At 69.6% G+C, this 22,077-nt stretch carries 22 protein-coding genes; 12 read left to right on the forward strand and 10 right to left on the reverse strand.

All coding sequences use genetic code 11. The features are described 5' to 3' along the window. The coding region (locus CHC08_RS34665) for an FG-GAP repeat domain-containing protein (RefSeq protein ID WP_143653460.1) at positions 1–485 on the forward strand (485 nt) is incomplete at its 5' end. A gap of 185 nt (positions 486–670) precedes the next feature. On the opposite strand, the gene CHC08_RS34670 is transcribed toward CHC08_RS34665, so the two are convergent. From CHC08_RS34670 to CHC08_RS34680, 3 genes are all read right to left on the reverse strand, one after another. After that, the gene (locus CHC08_RS34670; RefSeq protein ID WP_089211606.1) at positions 671–1,609 is read right to left on the reverse strand and encodes a class I SAM-dependent methyltransferase; all 939 of its coding nucleotides are present in this window, start codon (positions 1,607–1,609) and stop codon (positions 671–673) included. Between the two features lie 251 nt (positions 1,610–1,860). Next, positions 1,861–2,454 (reverse strand): TetR/AcrR family transcriptional regulator, encoded by a 594-nt coding sequence (locus CHC08_RS34675; protein WP_089211607.1) that lies wholly within the window; start codon positions 2,452–2,454, stop codon positions 1,861–1,863. Positions 2,455–2,523: 69 nt separating this feature from the next. Further along, the gene (locus CHC08_RS34680; RefSeq protein WP_089211608.1) at positions 2,524–3,174 is read right to left on the reverse strand and encodes a TetR/AcrR family transcriptional regulator; all 651 of its coding nucleotides are present in this window, start codon (positions 3,172–3,174) and stop codon (positions 2,524–2,526) included. 93 nt (positions 3,175–3,267) lie between these two features. Between CHC08_RS34680 and CHC08_RS34685 the strand changes: the two genes are divergently transcribed. Then, complete coding sequence (locus CHC08_RS34685; protein ID WP_089211609.1) at positions 3,268–3,639, forward strand: DoxX family protein; 372 nt, start codon at positions 3,268–3,270, stop codon at positions 3,637–3,639. A gap of 201 nt (positions 3,640–3,840) precedes the next feature. On the opposite strand, the gene CHC08_RS34690 is transcribed toward CHC08_RS34685, so the two are convergent. After that, positions 3,841–4,791, reverse strand: a complete 951-nt coding sequence (locus CHC08_RS34690) for an NAD-dependent epimerase/dehydratase family protein (RefSeq protein WP_089211610.1) — start codon at positions 4,789–4,791, stop codon at positions 3,841–3,843. Between the two features lie 101 nt (positions 4,792–4,892). Between CHC08_RS34690 and CHC08_RS34695 the strand changes: the two genes are divergently transcribed. Next, entirely contained in the window at positions 4,893–5,495 is a 603-nt protein-coding gene (locus CHC08_RS34695) for a TetR/AcrR family transcriptional regulator (RefSeq protein ID WP_089211611.1), read from the forward strand. A gap of 15 nt (positions 5,496–5,510) precedes the next feature. Here CHC08_RS34695 and CHC08_RS34700 read toward each other — a convergent pair whose 3' ends face one another. The 5 genes from CHC08_RS34700 to CHC08_RS34720 all read right to left on the reverse strand — a co-directional run bounded on the left by CHC08_RS34700 (position 5,511) and on the right by CHC08_RS34720 (position 10,387). Next, positions 5,511–6,164, reverse strand: a complete 654-nt coding sequence (locus tag CHC08_RS34700; protein WP_089211659.1) for a biliverdin-producing heme oxygenase — start codon at positions 6,162–6,164, stop codon at positions 5,511–5,513. 60 nt (positions 6,165–6,224) lie between these two features. Then, the gene (locus CHC08_RS34705) at positions 6,225–7,469 is read right to left on the reverse strand and encodes an acyltransferase family protein (protein ID WP_245878742.1); all 1,245 of its coding nucleotides are present in this window, start codon (positions 7,467–7,469) and stop codon (positions 6,225–6,227) included. Then, positions 7,462–8,202, reverse strand: a complete 741-nt coding sequence (locus tag CHC08_RS34710; RefSeq protein WP_089211612.1) for an alpha/beta hydrolase — start codon at positions 8,200–8,202, stop codon at positions 7,462–7,464. The genes CHC08_RS34705 and CHC08_RS34710 overlap by 8 nt, the downstream gene beginning before the upstream one ends. A gap of 218 nt (positions 8,203–8,420) precedes the next feature. Continuing rightward, entirely contained in the window at positions 8,421–9,077 is a 657-nt protein-coding gene (locus CHC08_RS34715; protein WP_089211613.1) for a response regulator, read from the reverse strand. Further along, positions 9,074–10,387, reverse strand: a complete 1,314-nt coding sequence (locus CHC08_RS34720; RefSeq protein WP_089211614.1) for a sensor histidine kinase — start codon at positions 10,385–10,387, stop codon at positions 9,074–9,076. Before CHC08_RS34720 ends, CHC08_RS34715 begins: the two co-directional genes overlap by 4 nt. Positions 10,388–10,639: 252 nt before the next feature. On the opposite strand from CHC08_RS34720, the gene lon reads away from it, so the two are divergent. From lon to CHC08_RS34750, 6 genes are all read left to right on the forward strand, one after another. Next, positions 10,640–13,009 (forward strand): endopeptidase La, encoded by a 2,370-nt coding sequence (lon, locus tag CHC08_RS34725; protein WP_089211615.1) that lies wholly within the window; start codon positions 10,640–10,642, stop codon positions 13,007–13,009. Positions 13,010–13,231: 222 nt separating this feature from the next. Next, positions 13,232–13,570, forward strand: a complete 339-nt coding sequence (locus CHC08_RS34730) for a YciI family protein (RefSeq protein WP_089211616.1) — start codon at positions 13,232–13,234, stop codon at positions 13,568–13,570. Between the two features lie 2 nt (positions 13,571–13,572). Next, positions 13,573–14,730: an RNA polymerase sigma factor gene (locus tag CHC08_RS34735; protein ID WP_179282381.1), complete on the forward strand. Its 1,158-nt coding sequence runs from the start codon at positions 13,573–13,575 to the stop codon at positions 14,728–14,730. A 153-nt stretch (positions 14,731–14,883) separates the two neighbouring features. Continuing rightward, positions 14,884–15,318: an ester cyclase gene (locus tag CHC08_RS34740; protein WP_089211617.1), complete on the forward strand. Its 435-nt coding sequence runs from the start codon at positions 14,884–14,886 to the stop codon at positions 15,316–15,318. Positions 15,319–15,545: 227 nt separating this feature from the next. Next, complete coding sequence (locus CHC08_RS34745) at positions 15,546–16,178, forward strand: HAD family hydrolase (protein WP_089211618.1); 633 nt, start codon at positions 15,546–15,548, stop codon at positions 16,176–16,178. A 200-nt stretch (positions 16,179–16,378) separates the two neighbouring features. After that, a complete protein-coding gene (locus CHC08_RS34750; protein ID WP_218825636.1) occupies positions 16,379–17,743 on the forward strand; it encodes a M28 family metallopeptidase in 1,365 nt (454 codons plus the stop codon). A gap of 66 nt (positions 17,744–17,809) precedes the next feature. Here CHC08_RS34750 and CHC08_RS34755 read toward each other — a convergent pair whose 3' ends face one another. Beyond that, the gene (locus CHC08_RS34755; RefSeq protein ID WP_245878743.1) at positions 17,810–18,424 is read right to left on the reverse strand and encodes a LysR family substrate-binding domain-containing protein; all 615 of its coding nucleotides are present in this window, start codon (positions 18,422–18,424) and stop codon (positions 17,810–17,812) included. 134 nt (positions 18,425–18,558) lie between these two features. Between CHC08_RS34755 and CHC08_RS34760 the strand changes: the two genes are divergently transcribed. The 3 genes from CHC08_RS34760 to CHC08_RS34775 all read left to right on the forward strand — a co-directional run bounded on the left by CHC08_RS34760 (position 18,559) and on the right by CHC08_RS34775 (position 22,052). Then, positions 18,559–19,329 (forward strand): SDR family oxidoreductase, encoded by a 771-nt coding sequence (locus CHC08_RS34760; protein ID WP_089211620.1) that lies wholly within the window; start codon positions 18,559–18,561, stop codon positions 19,327–19,329. A gap of 50 nt (positions 19,330–19,379) precedes the next feature. After that, the gene (locus tag CHC08_RS34765; protein WP_179282383.1) at positions 19,380–20,621 is read left to right on the forward strand and encodes a serine hydrolase domain-containing protein; all 1,242 of its coding nucleotides are present in this window, start codon (positions 19,380–19,382) and stop codon (positions 20,619–20,621) included. 291 nt (positions 20,622–20,912) lie between these two features. Then, positions 20,913–22,052: a Fic family protein gene (locus tag CHC08_RS34775; protein WP_245878744.1), complete on the forward strand. Its 1,140-nt coding sequence runs from the start codon at positions 20,913–20,915 to the stop codon at positions 22,050–22,052. Positions 22,053–22,077: the final 25 nt, after the last annotated feature.

Here is a 22,077-nt window from a genome sequence, read left to right on the forward strand (position 1 = left end):
TCTTCAACGGCACCAACAAGCTTGTCGCGTCCGGTTTCAAGGAGCCGGCCCGGACCAGATTCGCGGACATGAACAGTGACGGTGTGGCCGATCTGATCTCGATGCGTGCCAACGGTGATGTGGTCGTCTACTGGAATGTCGGGGGCGTCTTCAACGGCACCAACAAGCTCGTCGCGGGCGGTTTCAAGGAGCCGGCGGCGACCAGGTTCGCGGACATGAACAACGACAGGCTGCCCGATCTGATCTCCATCCGTGCCAATGGCGACGTGGTCGTCTACTGGAATGTCGGCGGCGTCTTCAGCGGCAACAAGCTCGTCGCGTCCGGCTTCACCGACCCGGCACGAACCAAGTTCACGGACATGAACAACGACGGGGTGGCCGATCTCATCTCCGTCCGCGGCAACGGTGATGTGGTCGTCTACTGGAATGTCGGCGGCGTCTTCAACGGCACCAACAAGCTCGTCGCGACCGGCTTCATCATCTAGAAACACGCCGACTCACCCTCCGGCCCCGCATCGGATGATGCGGAGCCGGACTCGTCGGTTCATGGCCCGGATGCTCGATCACCCAGGCACGCACGTCAACACGGACGGCCCCGGCATCCCGGCGGGCCGGGCCGGGGTCATGACTCGCCGGGCGGGGCCAGAGCGCCGAGGCCCGCGCGGACCCCCTAGGAGCTCTTGCCCCGGGTGATCCTGCGGGTCCATCGAACGGCGCGCTGGACCACGGGGCCCGCCAGGCTGATCTCCGAGGTGACCTTCCTGAGGGCCTGGGTGGCCGCCTGTGATTCGGCCACGGCCTTCTTCAGCTCCACCGTGGTGCGCTGGAGTTCGCCGCTAAGTTTCTTCAGCGTGGCGGGATCGCCGCCGGGGGCGGGGGCCGCGGGCTTCTTACGCTCGTTGACCCGGACGAGCTGCCAGCCGTCGAACGCGTCCGTGGTGTGCCACAGGTCCGGGCGGGACTCCAGCCATCGCAGCAGGCGGGCCTGGATCGGCGCCGCGTCTCCCCAGGTCGCGTAGAGCTTGTGGTTGCTGACACATATCGGTGCCAGGCCCAGGTTCGCCACCGCCTCCCAGACCGCCATCGCCACGCCCGGGGTGTGCTCGCTCCGGTAGTCGTCGAAGACGACGATCCCGTCGTCCTGCAGGACCTCCCGCGCCGAGAGAACGTCCTGCCGGACGTGGATGTAGAGATGCGAGGCGTCCACGTGGACGAACCTGCAGGATTTGGCCGCGACGTGGTCGAGGACGATCGCGGTCGGTCCGTGGATGATGCCCGGGAGCGTGTGATGGAAGCCCAGGTAGTTCTGCTCGAACTTCTCACGGGTGAGGGTGGAGTAGGAGCGGCTCGTCTCGGCGTCGTTCGCCGCCTCGGGGGCGTCGGACTCGAAGAGGTCGCAGACGGTGAAGGTCTCTCCGGAGCGCAGATGACTGCCGACCATGACCGCGCTCTTGCCCAGATACGTCCCGAGCTCGAGCAGGTCGCCTCGCGGTTCTCCCTCGGCCTTCGCCGACAGGAACCATTCGAAGAGCAGCTGGTCCGTGATCCAGAACCAGCCGGGTATCCGATCGAGCGATCGCGGGGTGATTTGTACCTTCACGGCGGACATGGGCGGACCGTAGCAGCCGGGGTCCGCCCCTCGGCAACAGCCGAAACGCACCTTTCGGCGGGTGTTTGTCAGATGGCCATCCACGGGGTGCCATCCCGACGCTCACCCGTCGATTCAATCTCACCCGGTGAGCCCGCGGCTCTCTGTGAGACGCCTTCCGGGCGTTGACCTCCGCTCCGGCGCGAACATCGGTGTACGGGCTCGTGCCCCGGCAGTCGGCCGGGGCGCCGATGGGGCGGGACGGACGTGGGTCAGGCGCCCAGGGCGCGGAGCACGAAGCCGGAGACGATCTCCTCGGCTTTCTCCAGCGTGACGGAGCCGCTGAGCAGCGGCACCCGTTCGGCGCCGATGACGGTGAGGATGATCCGGGCGGTGGCGGCCACGTCGGGGGCCTGGAAGTCGCCCGAGGCCACGCCGCTGTCGATGATGCCGGTCAGGATGCGCTGCATCGGCGCGACATGGTCGGCCAGGCGCTGGTAGGCATCGGGGCCCAGGGCCGCGGACAGGTCGGCGGGGCCGGGGTGGGGGTGGGCGAGCAGCCCGGTGAGCTGGAGCCTGACGAACACCCGCAGCTGTTCGGCGGGGGAGGCCTGCTCGGGCAGCTCCTGCTGATAGCTCTCGATGAAGTAGTGCGTCACCCGTTCGGTGAAGGCCAGCAGCAGCGCGGCCTTGTCGGGAAAGTAGTTGTAGAGGACGGTCCGGGTGATCTCGGCCTCGCTTGCCACGTCGGTCATGGAAATGGCGTCGATGCCCTGGTCGCGGGAGAGCCGCGAAACCGCGCGCAGGATGCGATCTCGCGTCTGGGCGCGATGTTCGCCGATGGTCGCGGCTGAGATCCGGGGCACCGTTCCATGGTCGCACAACGCCGACGTGACGGTCGGGGTCGTTTGAGACCCCCTCAAGACCGGAGGTGGTCAGCGCTGCGGGCGGGCCGTGAGCATCGCGGTGTGCAGGTCCTCCGCCGTGGGGGCGGGAGGAAGCGGGTCTCCGGTCCGGTCGGCGCGGCAGGCGTCGAGGATCAGGGCGACCAGTCGCCGCCACGCGTCCGGCGCCGCGCACCGCGTCGAGCCGAGCACGCCGGCGTTGGCCATCAGGATCAGCATCAGGTCCTGGCCGGTGAAGTCGGCGCGCAGCGCCCCGGCGTCCCTGGCGCGCTTGATGACCCGGTCCACCGCCGTCATCGCCCGCGCCCGCGGGCCCTCCAGCGCCTGGGAGGCGGGGAAACAGGAGGTGAAGGCCTCGGTCACGCCCTGATCCTCGGCCTGCATGCCGCAGAGGTGCTCGATCAGCCCGCGGAAACCCTCCCACGGGTCGGCGGCCAGCTCCGCGGCCCTGGCGACCGCGGCGAACTCCGCCATCCGGTCGGCCATGATCGCCTCGATGAGGGTCTCGCGGTCGGGGAATCGCCGGTAGAGCGTGGCGATGTTCACCTCGGCCCGGCGGGCGATCTCCTCCAGCGGAACCTCGAGGCCGCGCTCGCGGAAGGCGATGCGAGCCGCCAGCAGGATGCGCTCCCGGTTCATCTCGGCATCCTTGCGCAGCCCCCGCCGTTTGCACGCGTCCATAGGGTGATCCTACAAAGTTAAGGAATGCCTGCGTTTATGCTACGGTCTCCGGCAAACGAAGGGCTGCCTTCACTTATCTCCTCGGAGCTCACAATGAACGTCATCCTCTGGGTCGTGCAGGCACTGCTCGCCGCGACCTTCCTCATGGGCGGTCTGACCAAGGCCACCAAGTCCCGCAGCGAGCTGAGCGGCAAGATGCCATGGGTGGAGGACTTCTCCGACGGCCAGGTCAAGACGATCGGCATCGTGGAGGTGCTGGCCGCGGTCGGGCTGATCCTTCCCGCCCTCACCGGAATCCTGACCGTGCTGACGCCGCTCGCCGCCGCCGGCCTGGTGATCACGATGATCGGCGCCACGATCGTGCACGCCCGGCGTGGGGAGTATCCCGGGATCGCCGTCAACATCGTGCTCCTGGTGATGGCAGCCTTCGTGGCCTGGGGCCGGTTCGGGCCGTACGCGTTCTGACGCCGCGCGGCCATGGGAGACCGACGGGCCGCCTGAGGCCGTTTCGGGCCCCACGCGTTCCGACGCCTCGGCTCACGCCCGGCTGCGCCGGACGGCCGGTGCCGTTGATCGGGTGGCCGGTGTTCCCGTCCGAACGGGAACACCCGCCACCCTTTTCGATCACCGGGGCCGAAGGTCCTCGGGGCGATGCCGGAGAGCCCTTCACGGCGTGGGATTCGCGCGGTACCAGTCGAGGGTGGCGGCGACGGCATCGGGGTTCGGTGTCACGGTGAACGGGCCGAAGGTGCGCGTGAACCTCGAGGCATCGGTCACGAAGGGGCGATCGCGCTGGTACCAGGTCTCGCCGAGGGCGCGGACGGTGGGATTCACCAGCCCGAGGGCGCGCTGCATGAAGCGCCCCAGGGGCGCGGCCTTGACGGGACGGCCCAGCTCCGCGAACACCAGGTCGAGGAACCGCCTCCCCGTCAGCGGTTCCGCCGCCGGAAGGTGCCAGGCCTGGCCGTCCGCCCGCACGTCGTCGCCGAGTGTCACGAGTCCCCTGGCGATGTCGGGCAGGTAGCTGAACGAGTGGGGCTGGTCGAGCGGCCCGACCCAGCGGGCGACCTTTCCCTGGAGCGCGGCGCCGAACACCGTCGCGCCGACGACGGTGTTGACGCCGCCGGGGCCGTAGTAGTCGGACGCTCTGCCGATGGCGACGCGCAGCCTGCCGGAACGGTGATCCGCCAGGAGCGCCTCGGACATCTCGGCGCGGACGCGGCCCTTGGGATTGCGGGCGGCGTACGGCATGTCCTCGGTCATGGGCGTGCTGACGGGGCCGTACATGTACAGGTTGTCGGCGAAGATCAGCTTGGCACCCGAGGCGACCGCCCCCTCGCGCACCGCGTCGGTCATGCGGGGGAACTCCTCCACCCACCGTTGGTAGGCGGGGGCGGCGCAGTGATAGACGACATGGGCGCCGTCGCACGCGGCCTTGGCGCCCTCGGCCGAGGTGATGTCTCCCCGGTGGGCCTCGACGCCGGGCAGCGCCGGCACCCGGCCACTGCGGTTGACCGCACGGACGCGGTGTCCGCGGGCGGCGAGTTCGCGGACCACGGAGCTGCCGATGGCGCCGCCGGCACCGAGGACGACATGCAGGTCGGACGGAGCGGACATGGGGGCCTCCGATGTGGTTCCTCCTGGGGCGCCTGGTGGGCCGCAGGAGGGGAGCCATTTGGTAATGGTGTTATGAAACAGTGTTACGGTATGCTTGTCAAATGGCACGCCCCCGCACACGCGATTACGACGAGTTACGCCGAGACCTTCTGGACGCCGCCGGGCGGCTGCTCGCCGAAGAAGGCCCACAGGCGCTGAGCACCAGGCGAGTGGCCCAGGAAGTGGGCAGCTCGACGACCGCCGTGTACAACCTCTTCGGCGACAAGACCGGCCTGTTGCGGGCGATGTTCCTGGAGGGGTTCGCCCGGCTCGCCCGGGAGTTCGCCGCGGTGCCTCGCGACGGCGACCCCGAAGCCGACCTGATGGCACTCGGATACGCCTATCGGGCCGCCGCCCTGGCCAATCCCCACCTGTACGAGTTGATGTTCGGACGTCCCATCGCGGACTTCCGGCCCGACGAGGCGGCCCTGGCACAGATCCAGGGGACGTTCGACACCCTGGTCGCCGCCGTCGCGCGGTGCGTCGACGCGGGCCGGTTCGCCCCGTCCGACCCCTACGACATCGCGGTCCACCTCAACGCCCTGGTGCACGGACTGGCCAGCCTGGAACTGCGAGGCTCCCTGGCCGGCGGCGATCAGGCCGACCGGCACTGGCGCCTGGCCCTGGAGGCCGCCTTCCGCGGCCACCGCACCCCGGCGCCGTGACGCCGGGGACTCCCGTCAGGCGGCGAGCTCGGCCCGCACGACCCGGCCGAGCTCGCCCAGGACCTCGGTGTTGAGCAGGTAGGCGAGCTTGGTCTCGCGGATCAGGTGCTGCTTGTCGGCGTCGCTCAGGGGCAGGGCGTCCAGCCGGGCACGATACTCGTTCTTGAATCGGGGCAGGCTGCCGACCTCGTCGAAGCGGTAGAAGTCGACGCCGCCGCCCGGCCCGTAGCCGTAGATCTTCTGGAGCTCCATCCGGATGAACTGGCCGCCGGAAAGGTCGCCCATGTAACGGGTGTAGTGGTGGGCGACGTAGCCGCCCGGCCGGTCGGCGACCTGGTTGATGCGGGCGACCAGGGTCAGGGTCGGCTTGGAGGGCTCGATCCGGGACCTCCAGCCGACGCCGTAGATCGTCTCCAGGTCGCGGACCAGCGCCTCCTCGCGGTAGAGCTCGGGGAAGACGAACGGCGCGGCGATCGGGTCGCCGGCGAGTGCCTTGGAGGCGCCGTCGAGGGCCAGGTAGGCGAAGTAGTGCTGGGCGACCATCTCGCCGTAGGCCTCGCGGCTGAGCTGCCCTGCCATCAGCGCCTTGAGGTAGCTGTCGTCCTCGGCCGACTCGTGGTCGCTCCAGGTGGCGTTCCTGAGTACTTCGGAGAACGGCGACTCGCTCATGATCACTCCGCGTCGAAGGGCTCTTTCACGACACAGTGTCACAAAGATTGGGAGACCTCGTCAAGCCGATGACGACACCCTGTCATTAAACCTTCCTTTGGCGAAAACGGACAGCCAGATGATCGACAGAAGTGCGGCGAGCACCGGGAACCAGGCCAGCCGGTGCAGCAGCCAGATCGGCTCGTCGGGCGTGGACAGCAGCCCGGGGACCTCGCCGAAGCGCAGCGCGGCCACGGCGGTCACGGTCAGCGCGGTCTGGTGCCACAGGAAGATCGTCATTGCGGACGCGTTGGCCAGCGCCACCACCGCCCACAGCCCGGGTCGCCGCATCAGCCGGGTCAGCGGATCCCTGACCAGAAGCGCCAGCCCTACCTGGGCGATTCCGAAGCAGACCGCGGCGAGCGTGGGCGGGCTGAGATTGGAGACCTCCGCGCCCGTCACGCCCACCATGCTCGCCGGGTATCCGAACCCGGCGATCAGCACCACCGCCCCGGCCGTACCGCCGGCCAGGAGTCCCGCCGCCGTCCGGCGCGAGGCGAACGCCCCATTCGCCCAGGCGATCCCCAGCGCGTACGGCACCAGCCACCCGGCCGCCAGATTCGCCCACTTCAGCCAGGCGGGACCGTCGAGCCAGAACCTGGCCACGTCCACCCCGAGCACGACCGCGCCCGCCACGACCGCCGTCACGAGCGGGCGCGGGCGCAGGAGCAGGGGAGTGGCCGCGGTGAGCGCGACGAAGACCGCCAGGAACCAGAGCGGTCCGACCGCCGGGAGCGTCAGCGCCCTGATCGTCCCGAACGGCATCCTGTGCAGTGCCATCCCCGCCGCGATCCCCGCCCAGACCAGCAGCAGCGGCACCACCGGTCCCAGCAACCTGGCCGTCCTGGCCCGCACCCAGGCCCCGGCCGGACGCGTCGCGGCAGGCGGTTGGCTCCGCGCCGTAGCCGTAGCCGTAGCCGTAGCCGAGGTCGAGGTCGAGGTCGAGGCTGACAGGCGGCTCCGAGCCGCCGCGTAGCCGCCGACGAAGAAGAACACCGCCAACGTCTGGAACACCCACGAGAGCGGGGTGAACATCGGCAGATGACCGAGCGGGCTGGAGATGCGCACCGCCCCCGTGGGCGCGAGTGCCCACGCCGTGACCAGCCAGTGTCCCAGGACCACGCCCAGGATCGCCAGCGCCCTCAGCGCGTCGACCCCCCGGTCCCTGGCGAGGGGAGTCGCGCTCCCGATCCGCAGGACCCATCCGCCGCGCGCCTCCGGGGCGCTTCTCGCGGGCGCCGCCGTACGGTGCGCGAGGTCAGCCACGGGACACCTCGCCGGCCCGTCCGAGGGCGATCAGCGTGAGGTTGCGCAGGGATTCGCCGCCGGGCTTGAGATAGTCGCTGTGCCCGGCGGCGCCGGTCGCGAACAGGCGGGCGCCGAAGGCGGGATCCGCCGGGTCCGGGCCGAAGCCGAGCGGGCCGAGCCGGAGTTTGGGCACGTCACGCATCCAGTCCCGGCTGCCGCTCCCCACCCACAGCGGGACGCCGCCCAGCTCGGCGGCGGAGGAGACGTCGAGCCCGGGGCTGCCGAAGACCGCGATGGCGGCGACGCCCGATCCGGGAGCGGCCTTGGCGCACACGACCGATCCGTAGCTGTGACAGAGCAGGCTGACCCGCCTGCCCCGAAGGGTCTCGGTGACATATCGCCGCAGCCCCACGGCCCCCTTCGCGGCGGACTCGACGGTCACCGTCTCAAGGCTGACCGTCGCCGGGCTGTCGTAGCCGAGCCAGGCGACCACCGCCAGCCTGGCCCCCGGTTCCAGCACCCGGGCCTCGGCCAGCACCGCCCGCGCGCCGCCCCCCGGCGTGATGTACGGCCTGACCCTGCCGCCGTCGAAGGTGGCGGCCGTGGTGTCGGTGCCCGGGACGACGACCGCGACGTGCTCGGCCGTACGAAGGTCGCCGTACACCCGGATGATCCGGTCGCCCCGGGGCGGGGGGACGATCACGTAGGTGAGCGCGACGGCGGCTGCCACGGCGAGTAGGCGGCGGAACATGAAGATCTCCTGTCCGGTCTGGAGGAACCGGACAGGACGCTAGGAGCCGAGGTCCGTCACCCACATCGCCCCGGAGAGGCCACCTTCCCGCTCCCCCTCGGGAGTGAGGACGATCACCGGTCCGCCCTCCTCGGGGCCGATCTCCGTTCGCCTGCGGGGTTCCGGGGGACCGTCCGTTCCACCCCGGGCTGATCGGCCGGTCCCGGGAGGGAGAGGAATCACTCGCCCGGCCGGACCAGGCCCGTCTCGTAGGCGTGGACGATCGCCTGGGCGCGGTCGCGCAGGTTGAGCTTCGCCAGGATCCGGCCCACGTGGGTCTTCACCGTCTGCTCCGACAGCACGAGCTCCCCGGCGATCTCCTGATTGGACAGGCCCTGCGCGATGAGGGCGAGCACCTCGGTCTCGCGCTCGGTGATGTCGTCCAGCCGGCCGCGCGGGCGACGCGGCCCGACGCGGGCGAAATCCGCGATGAGCCGCCTGGTCACGGAGGGGGCGAGCAGCGCGTCCCCGGCCGCGACCACCCGGACGGCCTCGGCCAGCTGCTGCGCCGAGGCGTCCTTGAGCAGGAACCCGCTGGCCCCCGCCCGCAGCGCCTCGTAGACGTAGTCGTCGAGGTCGAACGTGGTGAGGATCAGGACCTTCGGCAGGAGACCATCGGAGGAGAGGATCTCCCGGGTCGCCGCCAGCCCGTCCATGACCGGCATCCGCACGTCCATCAGCACCACGTCGGGCCGCAGCTCGGCGACCCTGGTCACGGCCTGGCGGCCGTCGGCCGCCTCGCCCACGACCTCGATGTCCGGCTGGGAGTCCAGGAAAACGGTGAACCCGGTCCTGACCATGCCCTGATCGTCGGCGATGAGCACCCGGATCGTCACGCTTTCTCCATGATCGGCAGTATGGCGGTGACCGCGAAGCCCGGCCCGACCGGTCCGGCCCACAGGCTTCCACCGAGCATGGACACCCGTTCCCGCATCCCGATCAGGCCGTGCCCTATATGTCCCGGTTCTGCGGGGGAGGGGCTCCCGGTGTCGTTCCTCACCCGGAGGTGAAGCTCGGTGCCGGACCGGGTGATCCTCACCGAGACGGTCGAGCCGGGTGCGTGTCGCATGGCGTTGCTCAGTGACTCCTGCGCGATCCGGTAGGCGGACAGGCTCACCGCCTCGGGCAGCCCGGTCAGGTTGCCGCCCAGCTTGAGCGTCACGGTGAGCCCGGCCGAGCGTGCGGTGCCGACGAGCTCCTCCAGGCGGCCGAGGCCCGGCTGCGGCGCGGTGTCCGTGCGCCCGTCCCCGTCCCTGAGCACACCCAGCACGCGGCGCATCTCGGTCATGGCCGCGAGCGAGAGCACCCGGATCTCTCCCAGCCCCTCCTCGAGGCGCCTGGCGTCCCCGGCCGCCTGCAGCGGTACGGCCTCCGCCTGGATGGCGATCACCGACATGTGGTGGGCGACGACGTCGTGGAGTTCCCTGGCGATCCTGGCCCTCTCCTCCAGCACGGCCTGCCCGGCCAGTGCCCGCTCGCTTCGCCGCTCCTCCTGGATCAGGAGGCCGATGGCCAGCCGCCGGGCGCGCACGTTGTGGCCGAACAGGACGGTCACCGTGACGATGCCGGTGGCGACGGCCATCGAGTCGGGATGGAGCATCCAGGCGCCGAGGACCGAGACGACCCACGCGCCCACGGTGATGTGCCGTTCGGAGCGGACCGCGACCGTGTAGACCACGAGCACATAAGTGATCGCGGCGGCCGCGGTGTAGGGGATGCCGTCGAGGAGTTGCTGCGAGACGACCGTGCCCAGGGGAACCAGCAGGACCGCCGACCGCCAGGCGGCCAGCGGCCACCGGTCGCGGAGCGCGAGCGGCAGGGAGAAGGCCAGGGCCGCGAAGACGAGCCCCTGTGGGTCGAGGAGCGAGTGTGTCTCGGTCGCCGCGTCCTGGAGGGAGGACAGGCCGGCGCCGAAGAGGAGGAAGGCAAGTAGCAGGTCGCCCACCAGGACCAGGTCGATCGCCCGGAACGGCAGTAGCCCCAGCGCCTGCGGCGTGCGGCGGCGGAGGCGGCGCGACCGGGGGCGGGCCGGATCGGGTGATCCGGTCGCCAGGGCCTCGACGAGCGGATGGACCAGCCGCATGACGGTCTCCCGTACCGGCTGCGCACGCCGGGTGAGCACCTGCCACGGGGAGCTGGGGGTCATCCGATCAGCCTAGGGAACGGGGCCGGGATCCGCGTCGTACCACGGAGTGATCCACGACGTCACCCCTGAGGGCGACAGGAGCGGGCGAAGCGTGAGGGCGGGAGCGGTGAAGGGCGATGGAGGTGATGGACAGCGAGCGTTTCGCGGCTTTAATTACACGATTACGATCGCTCACAGCGAACACGCTCAATCTCGGGAACATTTGAGGGCTCCCATTACTTGAGTCGGTATAACTCAACCCTTGGAGTTCAAATGAGTGAGAGCTTGATCCTCCCGGTCCTGCCGCTCGACGACGAGGTCGTGCTGCCGGGCATGGTGGTCCCCCTGGACCTGTCCGAGACCGAAGTCCGCGCCGCGATCGACGCCGCTCAGGCTCTTGCTGACAACAAGCCCCAGGTCCTCCTCGTTCCCCGGATCGACGGAAGATACGGCCCCGTGGGCGTGAGGGCGATCGTCGAGCAGGTGGGCAGGCTGCCCGGAGGAGAGCCCGCGGCCGTGGTGCGCGGTGTCGACCGCGTCCGCGTGGGTTCCGGCACGACCGGACCGGGCGCGGCCCTGTGGGTGCAGGTGACCGTGATCGACGTCGTCGAGGCCGACGAGCGCGCCCACGAGCTGGCCAAGGAGTACAAGGCGCTGGCCACCACCATCCTGCAGAAGCGGGGCGCGTGGCAGGTCGTCGACGCGGTCAACCAGATGGACGACCCGTCGATCCTCGCCGACAACTCCGGTTACGCCCCCTGGCTGAGCACCCAGCGCAAGGCCGAGATCCTGGCGACCGCCGACCCGGCCGACCGCTTGGAGAAGCTGGTCGAGTGGTCGCGTGAGCACCTGGCCGAGCTCGACGTGGCCGAGACGATCCGCAAGGACGTCCAGGAGGGCATGGAGAAGCAGCAGCGCGAGTTCCTGCTCCGCCAGCAGCTGGCCGCGGTTCGCAAGGAGCTGTCCGAGCTCAACGGCTCCTCCCCGGAGACCGAGGAGCAGGACTACCGCGCCCGCGTCGAGGCCGCCGACCTGCCGGAGAAGGTGCGCGAAGCCGCGATCAAGGAGGTCGACAAGCTGGAGCGGACCTCCGACCAGTCTCCCGAGACCGGCTGGATCCGCACCTGGCTCGACACCGTCCTCGACCTCCCGTGGAACGAGCGGACCGAGGACTCCTACGACATCGCCGAGGCTCGCAAGATCCTCGACGCCGACCACACCGGCCTCGACGACGTCAAGGACCGGATCATCGAATACCTCGCCGTCCGTGGCCGCAGGGCCGAGAAGGGCCTCGGCGTGGTCGGCGGCCGTCGCAGCGGCGCCGTGCTCGCGCTGGCCGGTCCTCCCGGAGTCGGCAAGACCTCCCTCGGTGAGTCCGTCGCCCGTGCGATGGGCCGCAAGTTCGTCCGCGTCGCCCTCGGCGGCGTCCGCGACGAGGCCGAGATCCGCGGTCACCGGCGCACCTACGTCGGCGCCCAGTCCGGCCGGATCGTCCGCGCGATCCGCGAGGCCGGTTCGATGAACCCGGTCGTGCTGCTCGACGAGGTGGACAAGGTCGGCTCCGACTACCGGGGCGACCCGACCGCCGCGCTGCTCGAGGTGCTCGACCCGGCGCAGAACCACACCTTCCGCGACCACTACCTGGAGGTCGAGCTCGACCTCAGCGACGTGCTCTTCCTGGCGACCGCCAACGTGCTGGAGTCCGTACCCGGCCCGCTGCTCGACCGCATGGAGATCGTGACGCTCGACGGCTACACCGAGGACGAGAAGGTCGCGATCGCCCGCGACCACCTGCTCCCGCGCCAGCTCGACAAGGCCGGCCTCACCGTCGAGGACGTCACCGTCGAGGAGGACGCGCTGCGCAGGCTGGCGGGCGAATACACCCGGGAGGCCGGAGTCCGGTCCCTGGAGCGTTCGATCGCCAGGATCCTGCGTAAGATCACCGCCAACATCGCGCTCGGCGAGGGCGAACTGCCCGTGACGGTGGGAGACCTGGTCCCCTACCTCGGCCGTCCGCGCCACGTGCCGGAGTCCTCGCTTCCGGAGTCCCGCCAGCGCACGGCGGTGCCCGGCGTGGCCACCGGCCTCGCGGTCACCGGAGCGGGCGGTGACGTCCTCTACGTGGAGGCGTCCCTGGCAGACCCGGAGACCGGCGACACCGGCCTGACCCTGACCGGTCAGCTCGGCGACGTCATGAAGGAGTCGGCCAAGATCGCGCTCTCCTACCTGCGCTCGCGGGGCGCGGAGCTGGAGCTGCCCGTGGCGTCCCTCAAGGACCGCTCGGTGCACATCCACTTCCCCGCCGGAGCCGTTCCCAAGGACGGCCCGTCGGCCGGTGTCACGCTGATCACGGCCCTGGCCTCGCTGCTCTCGGGCCGCCCGGTCAGGAACGACGTGGCGATGACCGGTGAGGTCTCCCTCACCGGCCGGGTGCTCCCGATCGGCGGGGTCAAGCAGAAGCTGCTGGCCGCCCACCGGGCGGGCATCACCACCGTGCTGATCCCGGCCCGCAACGAGCCGGACCTGGACGACGTTCCCGAGGCCGTCCGCAGCGAGCTCACCATCCACGTGGTGAGCGACGTGCGCGAGGTCCTCGAGATCGCGCTCACCTCGGCCCAGGTCGCCGAGCACGCCGCGGCCTGACCCGCACCACCCGGAACGGCCCGTCCCCTCGTGGGGGCGGGCCGTTCCTTCGTCGCGTCACGGAGACGCCGGTTCATCCGGCCCGCAGGGTCGAGGTGTTCCACTCCGGGTTCGGCGACTAGCGTCTCGGCTGTCCTGAAATCAGAAAAAATGCCGGCGGTTGTCCCTTGCGTGACTGCTCGTTCGTCGTGCAGGGGAGAGCCCACTGCCCCGGAGGTCGTGATGCAGTACGCCCTGATGATTTACAACGATCCCGGCCGCCTCGAGGCGCTGTCCGATGCGGAACGCGAGGCGGCGTACGCGGAGTATTTCGCGTTGACCGATGACGCCCGGTGCGTCGTCGGCGCGCAGCTGCAGCCCGCCGAGACGGCGACCGGTGTGCGGGTGACCGGCGGCCGGACGCTGATGACCGACGGCCCGTTCGCGGACACCAAGGAGGTGCTCGGCGGCTTCTGCCTGATCGAGGCGGCCGATCTGGACGAGGCGATCGAGCTGGCGGCGCGCATCCCGGCCGCCCGGCTCGGCGGCGTGGTGGAGGTCAGACCGGTGGTGCGGCGCTGACCGTGCTCGAGGAGGTGTTCCGCGACGAGTGGGGCCGGGTGCTGGCCTCGCTGGTCGGGTTCCTCCGTGACTTCGACAGGGCCGAGGAAGCCGCGCAGGAGGCGTTTGCGATCGCGGTGCGGCGCTGGCCCACGTCGGGCATGCCGGACAACCCGGGTGCGTGGCTGGTGACGACGGCCCGCAACCGGGCGATCGACCGGCTCCGCCGGGAGCGCACCCTGGCCGAGAAGATCCATCTGCTACCGGCACCCGAGGCCGTCATGGACGAGTTCGACGACAGCGTGATCAAGGACGAACGGCTTGAGCTGATCTTCACCTGCTGCCATCCGGCGCTGCCGCTGGAAGGGCAGGTGGCGCTCACGCTGCGGGCCCTCGGCGGCCTGGAGACCGCCGATATCGCCCGGGCCTTCATGGTCTCCGAGGAGACCATGAGACGCCGCCTGTCCCGCGCCAAGAACAAGATCAAGCTGGCCGGGATCCCGTTCGCGGTTCCCGGCGCGCATCTGCTTCCCGACCGCCTCGACGCGGTGCTCGCCGTCATCTACCTGATCTACAACGAGGGCTACCGCGGCCGGGTCGACCTCGGTGCCGAAGCCGTCCGCCTGGGGCGAGTGCTCGCCGCGGGTATGCCGGACGAACCTGAGGCGCACGGGCTGCTCGCACTGATGACGATCCACCACGCCCGGCGGCGGGCCCGGTTCTCCGGCGAGGATCTGGTGCTGCTCGACGATCAGGACCGGTCGCTGTGGGACATGCGCCAGATCGAGGCGGGACGGGCGGCGCTCGATCGGGCGCTCGTGCTGGGCGGGCGCGGCGCCTATGTCGTTCAGGCCGTGATCGCGTCGCTGCAGACGCGCGAGCGGATCAACTGGCCGCAGGTCGCCGAGATGTACCGGCGGCTGGTTGACCTCACCGGCTCCCCGGTGGTCGAGCTCAACTGCGCCGTGGCGGTCGCCCAAGCCGGCGACCCCGCCGCGGCGTTGCGCGCCGTCGACCGCCTCGACCTGGACGGCTACCTCTATTTCCACTCGACCCGCGGCGAACTGTTGCGCCGTCTCGGCCGTGAGACCGAGGCCCGGGCGGCGTACCGCCGGGCGATTGAACTGGCCACCTCGACCCCCGAGCGGCGGTTCCTGACCCGGCGGCTCGAACATCCCTGACCCGGGCCGTCCCTCGGGCGGATGCCCGTTCGTCGACCGGATGTGAGCGACGACCTTTCCCGCCCGGACGGGCTGTCGCACACCGGTGGCTGAGTCCCCGCTGTGAGCGGCGACAACCACCCGGACATTCGTATCGACCCGAGGAGGGGCCACATGCCCACAGCCCAGGAAACAGGCAACAAGGAGACGTTCCGCCGCTTCCATGACGCCGTGAACACCGGCGACGCGGAGGTCATCTCGAAGACGATCGACGAGGTCGTCGAGCCGGACATGCTGTTCCACGCGCCGGTGCCGATGGATGTGACGGGGGCGCAGGCGATCAAGCACGTGTGGGCGGTGCTCCTTCGCGCGTTCCCCGACATTCACGTCGAGGTCGAGGATGTGATCGCGGAGGGGGACAAGGTCGTCAGCAGGAACACGGTCACCGGGACCCACCAGGGTGAGTACAGGGGCCTCCTGCCAACCGGGAAGTCCATCACGTACAACGAGATCTTCATCGTCCGCTTCGCCGGCGGCCGAATCGCGGAGATCTGGGGGGTCGTCGACGTCTTCTCGCAGATGCGACAGCTCGGCGCCATTCCGGCCTGACGGAGCCGTACTCCAGCTCGGCCTGGGAAACCTCCGGCCGGGCCGTAGGCGCCTCGCACATCGGACGTACCCGAAGGATTTCCGGCGCCGACCACGTGGTGAGGTGGTCTCAGGGACTTCGCGGTAAGCGGTCGTGTTGGAAATGAGTGAGGACGATGTCGCCGATTTTCCGGTGCCGTAAATCATGGAGATGCGTGGCGGCGTAGCCCCTGGCAGGATCGCCGTCCATGAGTTTGCTGTCCTTCGACGCGGTGCTGTGCGACATCGATGGAGTCCTTCGGCTGTGGGATCCGGACGGGATGCCGGGGCTTGATCGCGCATACGGACTTCCCGCCGGAACGCTTGCGGCGGCCGCCTTCCGCCCCGAGCGTCTCCTGCCGGCCATCACCGGTGTCGTCACGGATGAGGAGTGGCGTTCGGGCATCGCGGAAGACCTGGTGGCCGCGTGCGGATCGCCGGACAGGGCTCGCGCCCTGGTCGCCGAGTGGGAGACCCTGACCGGCCAGGTCGACGAGGAAGTGCTGGGCCTGCTGACCGCGGCGCGCCGGCATGTTCCCGTCGTGCTGATCTCCAACGCCACCACCCGGCTGGAAGCCGATCTCGCCCGGCTGGGACTGGCCGACGCGGTGGACGCCGTCGTGAACACCGCGCGCATCGGGGTGGCCAAGCCCGACGCGAGCGTCTATCGAATCGCGGCAGACCGGTCGGGTGTTCCCTCGCCGCGTTGCCTGTTCGTCGACGACACCCTCGCCAACGTCACCGCGGCGAATTCGGCGGGGATGACGGGGCTCCACTATCAGCGGGTTCAACAGTTGCGCGATGTTCTCTCATCCCTGATCGGTGCGGAGCCGACGAGATAATCGCAGCGTAGCCCCCCTTCCCACCGCGATGAGCATCCGCAGACGGCGAGCACGAACGGCTGGGAAGCCCAGATGCGGCATATCAGACTATGGACAAAGCTTTTATGTCTGGATAAAACCCGCATGTGGATAACAAAGATTCTCAACCGTCCAGTCAAGCCAGCCGTCGGACCTTCCTCTCCATCTCCGCTGCCGCAGCCGTGGCGACCGCGGGAGTGACCCTCGACGGCCGTACGGCTGCGGCGGCGGACTCAGGCAGGCCGAACGGTCCCGGCCGGCCCGCCACCAACCAGCACCCCGACGCCGAACTGCGCGCCCTGCTACGCGACGTCGACCAGCGACGCATCGAGGCCACCGTCCGCAAGCTCGTGAGTTTCGGCACCAGGCACACCCTCTCCACCCAGGACGATCCGAGCCGCGGTATCGGCGCCGCCCGCGACTGGATCTTCGCCGAGATGACGCGGTACGCCGCGGCGTCCGGCGGGCGCCTGACCGTCGAACTGCAGTCCTACATCCAAGAGCCCGCCTCCGGGATCCCCACCGCCACCCGCATCACCAACGTCGTCGCCACCCTGCGCGGCTCCGTCACCCCTGAGCGGATATACGTGGTGTCAGGCCACTACGACTCACGGGTCACCGATGTCATGAACGCCACCGCGGACGCGCCGGGCGCCAACGACGACGCCTCCGGCGTGGCCGTCGCCATGGAACTCGCCCGCGTCATGGCCACCCGCCGGCCCAAGGCCACCATCGTCTTCGCCGCCGTCGCGGGGGAGGAGCAGAACCTGTACGGGGCGCGGTACATGGCCGGGCAGTACAAGGCCGCGGCCGCCGACGTGCAGGCGATGTTCACCAACGACATCGTCGGCAGCAGCACCGCCGACGACGGCACCCGCGACCCCCGAACCGTCCGGCTCTTCGCCGAGGGCGTGCCCACCGCCGAGACCCCCGCCCAGGCGAACACCCGCCGCTCGGTCGGCGGCGAGAACGACTCGCCCGCCCGCCAGCTCGCCCGCTTCGTCGCGAACGTCGCCGACAACGACGCCACCGGCATGAACGTCCGGATCATCTACCGCCGCGACCGTTACCGCCGCGGCGGTGACCACATCGGCTTCCTCGAACAGGGCTATCCCGCCGCCCGCTTCACCGAACCCAACGAGAACTTCGACCACCAGCACCAGGACGTACGCGTCGAGAACGGCAAGCAGTTCGGCGACCTCCCCGAGTTCTGCGACTTCGCCTACATCGCCCGCGTTGCCCGCGTCAACGCCGCGACCCTCTGGTCACTCGCCCAGGCTCCCGGCACACCCAAGAACGCCAGGGTCCGCACCAATCAGCTCACCAACGACACCGACCTCGTCTGGCCCCGCGGCACCGAACCCGACCTCGCCGGTTACGAAATCGTCTGGCGTGAGACCACCAGCCCGGACTGGACCCACGTCATCCCGGTCGGCGACGTCACCGAAGTGCGCATCGACCTGTCCAAGGACAACGTCTTCTTCGGTGTACGGGCCGTAGACGCAGCCGGGCACCGCAGCCCCGTCAGCTTCCCCATGCCCTCCTGACCCGGTGGGGCAGGGCGCTTCACGGCACATGCCCTGCCCCACCCTGACGTGCCCGGGATGTGCGGCTCAGAGGGCAAGGATGCCGAGGTCGGCGGCGACTCGGGCGAAGGCCCGGATGAGGTCGTTCTCGGTCTCGGCACGCCACACCAGGGCGTACGGCAGGGCGTCGATGTCGTTGATGGGCAGGTAGGCGATGTCGGGCCGGCTCCAATAGCGCGTCAGGTGGGCGGGAAACAGGTTCACGATCTCCCCGCTGCTGGTCAGGGTGAAGATCTCCTCGGTGCTGCTCACCATGGGGCCGCGTTCGATCCGCCGACCCTTGCGTGTGTAGAACGGGGCGAAGCCGTCGGCCCAGTAGTCCGGTATGGACGGGCCGTCGCTGTGCTGGAAGTCGGCGAGTATCTCCAGCGAGACGGAGGTGCGCCGGGTGAGTTCGTGGTCGGTGGACACGGCCACCACCCGGGGGTCGGCGAACAGGACCGAGCCCACCGTCAGGTCGGGTTCTTCGACCGGCAGCCAGCAGATCAGGACGTCGAGGTCGCCACGGCGCAACCCGGCGAACGGGTCGCTGAAGGGGGCGTGCTGGAAGTGCAGCTTCCACTGCGGGTGGCGGGTGCGGAAGGTCTCCCAGTAGAGGCGCAGGTCGTGGATGTTGAGGGGAATCGTGCCGACGCGTAGCACGGCGGTGACGCCCTGATCCTCCTGCGCGTTAACCCGGAGGTTAATGCGGCCTTGCGTATGTTGTCGTTGTTCCAGGTGGTTGTTCGCGTTGATCCTAGTTGCCGGGAGAGTCGGACCACTTCTGGAGTGACGACATGACGCCTTTGACAGGCAAGGCGGCGCTGGTGACCGGGGCCTCGCGGGGCATCGGGCGGGCCATCGCGCGGCGGCTGGCGGCCGACGGGGCGATGGTGGCCGTGCACTACGGCCACAACGAGACGGCCGCCCGGGAGACCGTGCACCTGATCGACAAGGACGGCGGCCGGGCCTTCCCGATCCGGGCCGAGCTGGGCGTGCCTGGCGACGTGGAGACCCTGTTCGCCGCCTTGGAGGCGGGCCTTGCCGCGTGGACCGGCCAGGTGCGGCTGGACATCCTGGTCAACAACGCCGCCGTCACCGCCGACTCGATCGAGACGATCACCCCGGAGGCGTTCGACCACCTGATCGCGGTCAACACCAAGGCGCCGCTGTTCATCATCCAGCGGGCCCTGCCCCTGCTGAACGACGGCGGCCGCATCATCAACCTGTCGACCGCGGCGACCAGAATCGCGATGCCCGAGCAGCCCTACGCGATGAGTAAGGCCGCCATCGAGGTGCTCAGCCGCTCCCTGGCCCAGGTGGTCGGCGGGCGGGGCATCACGGTCAACGCCGTGGCGCCCGGCCCGACGGTCACCGACATGAACCCGTGGATGCTCGACAGCCCCGAGGTCCAGCAGATGGTGGGCAGCGGCAACGCCATCCCCCGGGTCGGCTGGCCCGCCGACATCGCCGACGTGGTGGCCTTCCTGGCCTCCGAGGAGGGCCGCTGGGTGACCGGGCAGGTCATCGACGCCTCCGGCGGCTGCTTCCTCGGCCCCCGGATCTGACCTGACAGACGCCGGGGCTCGCACACCGAACACTGTACGTAAGGAGATTCATGATGGAAAAAAGCAACGACGGCTTCTCGGAAAAGGGGCTGCGCAGACTGCACGACGTGCTGGCGCGGCATGTCGAGTCCAAGAAGATTCCCGGGCTTGTCGCCCTGGTCAGCCGGGGTGGCCAGACGCACGTCGAAGCGCTGGGGACGATGCGCCATGACGGTGTCGCGCCGATGCGCCGGGACACCATCTTCCGGATGGCCTCGACGACCAAGCCGGTCGCGGCGGCGGCGGCGATGGTCCTGCTGGATGAGTGCCGGCTGCGGCTGGACGACCCGGTCGATCCGTGGCTGCCCGAACTCGCCGACCGGAAGGTGCTCAAGCGGCCCGACAGCCCGCTGGACGACACCGTGCCGGCGCGGCGTCCGATCATCGTGCGGGACGTGCTGACCTCCACGTTCGGGCTCGGATTGGATACGACGGCGATGGGCTCCCCGATGATGGGCGCGCTCTTCGGGCAGGGGGTCTACGGCCAGGAGGACGGATGGTTGTTGCCGGCGCCGGGGCCGGATGAGTGGTTGCGCCGCCTGGGCACGCTTCCGCTGATGTACCAGCCCGGCGAGCGGTGGCTGTACAACCTTGGCGACGACCTGCTCGGCGTGCTGGTGGCCAGGGTCACCGGCCAGTCGTTCGAGACGTTCCTGCGCGAACGTATCTTCGGCCCGCTGGGCATGACCGACACGGGCTTTCACGTGCCCGCCGACAAGATCGACCGGCTGCCGCCCCTGTACTCCCCCGATCCGCAGACCGGAGAGTTCCATGTGGAGGACGAGGCCGAAGGGGGACACCACAGCACGCCTCCGGCGTTCTCGTCAGGCGGCGGCGGACTCGACTCGACCGTCGACGACTATCACGCCTACTTCCGGATGCTGCTGAACGGCGGGATGCACGGAAGCGAACGGATCCTGTCCCGGTCCGCCGTCGAGCTGATGACCACCAACCGCCTCACACTCGAGCAGACAGCCGCCCGAGAGGCCTGGGCTCGCAGCGCCGTCCATCTGTCATACGGCCAGGGGCAGCACGGCGGCTGGGGCTTCGGGATGGCGGTGCGCACCTACCGCGGTGACTACGCGCCCATCGGCCAGTTCGGCTGGGACGGCGGAGCCGGCACCTCGACCTACGCCGACCCGGACAACCAGCTCGTCGGCATCCTGCTCACCCAGGTCGGGATGTCCTCCCCGGATTCCGCGCGGGTCATCCACGACTTCTGGACCACGACCTACCAGGCGATCGACGACTGACACCGAGCCCGCGCCCCGGTAAACCCGCCCTCAGCCCCCTGGCAGCCGAACCGTCGGCGTTTGGTCTCGCTGGATCTGAGGGCGGCCGTCCACGGCACCGTGTCGATGCGGGTCAACCAGCCCGACCTCCCCTGGCCTCCGCTGGAGGAGCAGATCGAACGATTCCTCACCAAGCTCGTCGGCGTCGCGCCCGCATCCCCTTCGCCCCGAAGGCCGGAGGAAACACAATCCCCACCGACATAAATGGACGAATCATCGAGTCAATTGACCGAATGATTCGACCATGCTGTTATGGGATCCATGCTGTACGGCACGCCTTCCCTGGAGGCCATCGACAGAGCAGTCCTCGGCGAGATCGAGGAGATGCGCCGCGACCTGAGATACCGCCTCGCGGAGACCCATCGCTGGGACGGCCAGCTCCGGCGCCAGCTCCAGGCGCGGGCCATCCAGGGCTCCAACTCGATCGAGGGCTATCGAGCAGGCGTCGAGGACATCGAGTCCATCATGGCCGGTGAGGCCCCCTTGGAGACCTCGGACGCGGTTGCCCGGGAGATCTCCGGATACCAGCAGGCGCTGACCTACATCCAGGTCCTCTCACGAACGTCCGCGTTCGGGTTCGACGCCGGCCTGCTCCACGCGCTCAACTTCATGATGATCGGCCATCACCTGGACAAGACTCCGGGCACGGTACGGCCCGGCGCCATCTACGTCCGCAACTCCGCGACCGGTGAGGTCGTCTACGAAGGCCCGGACGCCGAGGAGGTGCCTGGGCTGCTGGGTGAGCTGGTCGACTGGCTGAACGAGGGCGACCTCGAAGCGCCGAGCCACGTGCGGGCGGCGATGGCTCACTTCAACCTGGTGGGCATCCACCCGTGGCGGGACGGCAACGGCCGCATGTCCCGTGCCCTGCAGACGCTGGTGCTCGGCAGGGATCAGATCACCACCCCGGAGTTCTCCTCGATCGAGGAGTGGCTCGGACAGGCCAGGAACACCTATGACTACTACGACGCCCTGGCCGAGGGACAGGGCGGCCGCTGGAACCCGCACGGGGACACGCTGAGCTGGGTGCGTTTCTGCCTGCGCGCCCACCACCTGCAGGCGCAGCGGGTTCAGCGGAGGCTTTCCGAGGCCGGAGAGGTGTGGATGCTCCTGGAGGAGCGGGTCGACGCCGACGGGCTGAACGCGCGGACCGTGTCGGCGCTCTACGAGGTGTTCGTCAACCGGCGGCTGCGCCGGAGCAGGTACCAGCTCGACGAGTCGCTCAGCCAGGGGCAGGCGGCCAGGGACCTGCGCGACCTGACGGCCAAGGGCTGGCTCACACCGTACGGGGAGACCAGGGGCCGCTTCTACGCGCCCGGTCCGAGGATGCAGGCGATCAAGGATGAGTTCGGCGCGCGAGTGGTTCCGCTCCGCGATCCGTATCGGCACTAACCGGGACGAATTCTGATCAACCGTA

This window comes from Streptosporangium subroseum, from assembly GCF_900188345.1.
In the GTDB taxonomy this organism is placed as follows: domain Bacteria; phylum Actinomycetota; class Actinomycetes; order Streptosporangiales; family Streptosporangiaceae; genus Streptosporangium; species Streptosporangium subroseum.

Coding starts and splice junctions, on each gene's coding strand:
- CHC08_RS34760 (WP_089211620.1), top strand. CDS start 18,559: ATGACGCCTTTGACAGGCAAGGCGGCGCTGGTGACCGGGGCCTCGCGG.
- CHC08_RS34740 (WP_089211617.1), top strand. CDS start 14,884: ATGCCCACAGCCCAGGAAACAGGCAACAAGGAGACGTTCCGCCGCTTC.
- CHC08_RS34700 (WP_089211659.1), bottom strand. CDS start 6,164: ATGAGCGAGTCGCCGTTCTCCGAAGTACTCAGGAACGCCACCTGGAGC.
- CHC08_RS34685 (WP_089211609.1), top strand. CDS start 3,268: ATGAACGTCATCCTCTGGGTCGTGCAGGCACTGCTCGCCGCGACCTTC.
- CHC08_RS34670 (WP_089211606.1), bottom strand. CDS start 1,609: ATGTCCGCCGTGAAGGTACAAATCACCCCGCGATCGCTCGATCGGATA.
- CHC08_RS34680 (WP_089211608.1), bottom strand. CDS start 3,174: ATGGACGCGTGCAAACGGCGGGGGCTGCGCAAGGATGCCGAGATGAAC.
- CHC08_RS34720 (WP_089211614.1), bottom strand. CDS start 10,387: ATGACCCCCAGCTCCCCGTGGCAGGTGCTCACCCGGCGTGCGCAGCCG.
- lon (WP_089211615.1), top strand. CDS start 10,640: ATGAGTGAGAGCTTGATCCTCCCGGTCCTGCCGCTCGACGACGAGGTC.
- CHC08_RS34765 (WP_179282383.1), top strand. CDS start 19,380: ATGATGGAAAAAAGCAACGACGGCTTCTCGGAAAAGGGGCTGCGCAGA.
- CHC08_RS34745 (WP_089211618.1), top strand. CDS start 15,546: ATGAGTTTGCTGTCCTTCGACGCGGTGCTGTGCGACATCGATGGAGTC.
- CHC08_RS34710 (WP_089211612.1), bottom strand. CDS start 8,202: ATGTTCCGCCGCCTACTCGCCGTGGCAGCCGCCGTCGCGCTCACCTAC.
- CHC08_RS34730 (WP_089211616.1), top strand. CDS start 13,232: ATGCAGTACGCCCTGATGATTTACAACGATCCCGGCCGCCTCGAGGCG.
- CHC08_RS34695 (WP_089211611.1), top strand. CDS start 4,893: ATGGCACGCCCCCGCACACGCGATTACGACGAGTTACGCCGAGACCTT.
- CHC08_RS34775 (WP_245878744.1), top strand. CDS start 20,913: ATGGGATCCATGCTGTACGGCACGCCTTCCCTGGAGGCCATCGACAGA.
- CHC08_RS34690 (WP_089211610.1), bottom strand. CDS start 4,791: ATGTCCGCTCCGTCCGACCTGCATGTCGTCCTCGGTGCCGGCGGCGCC.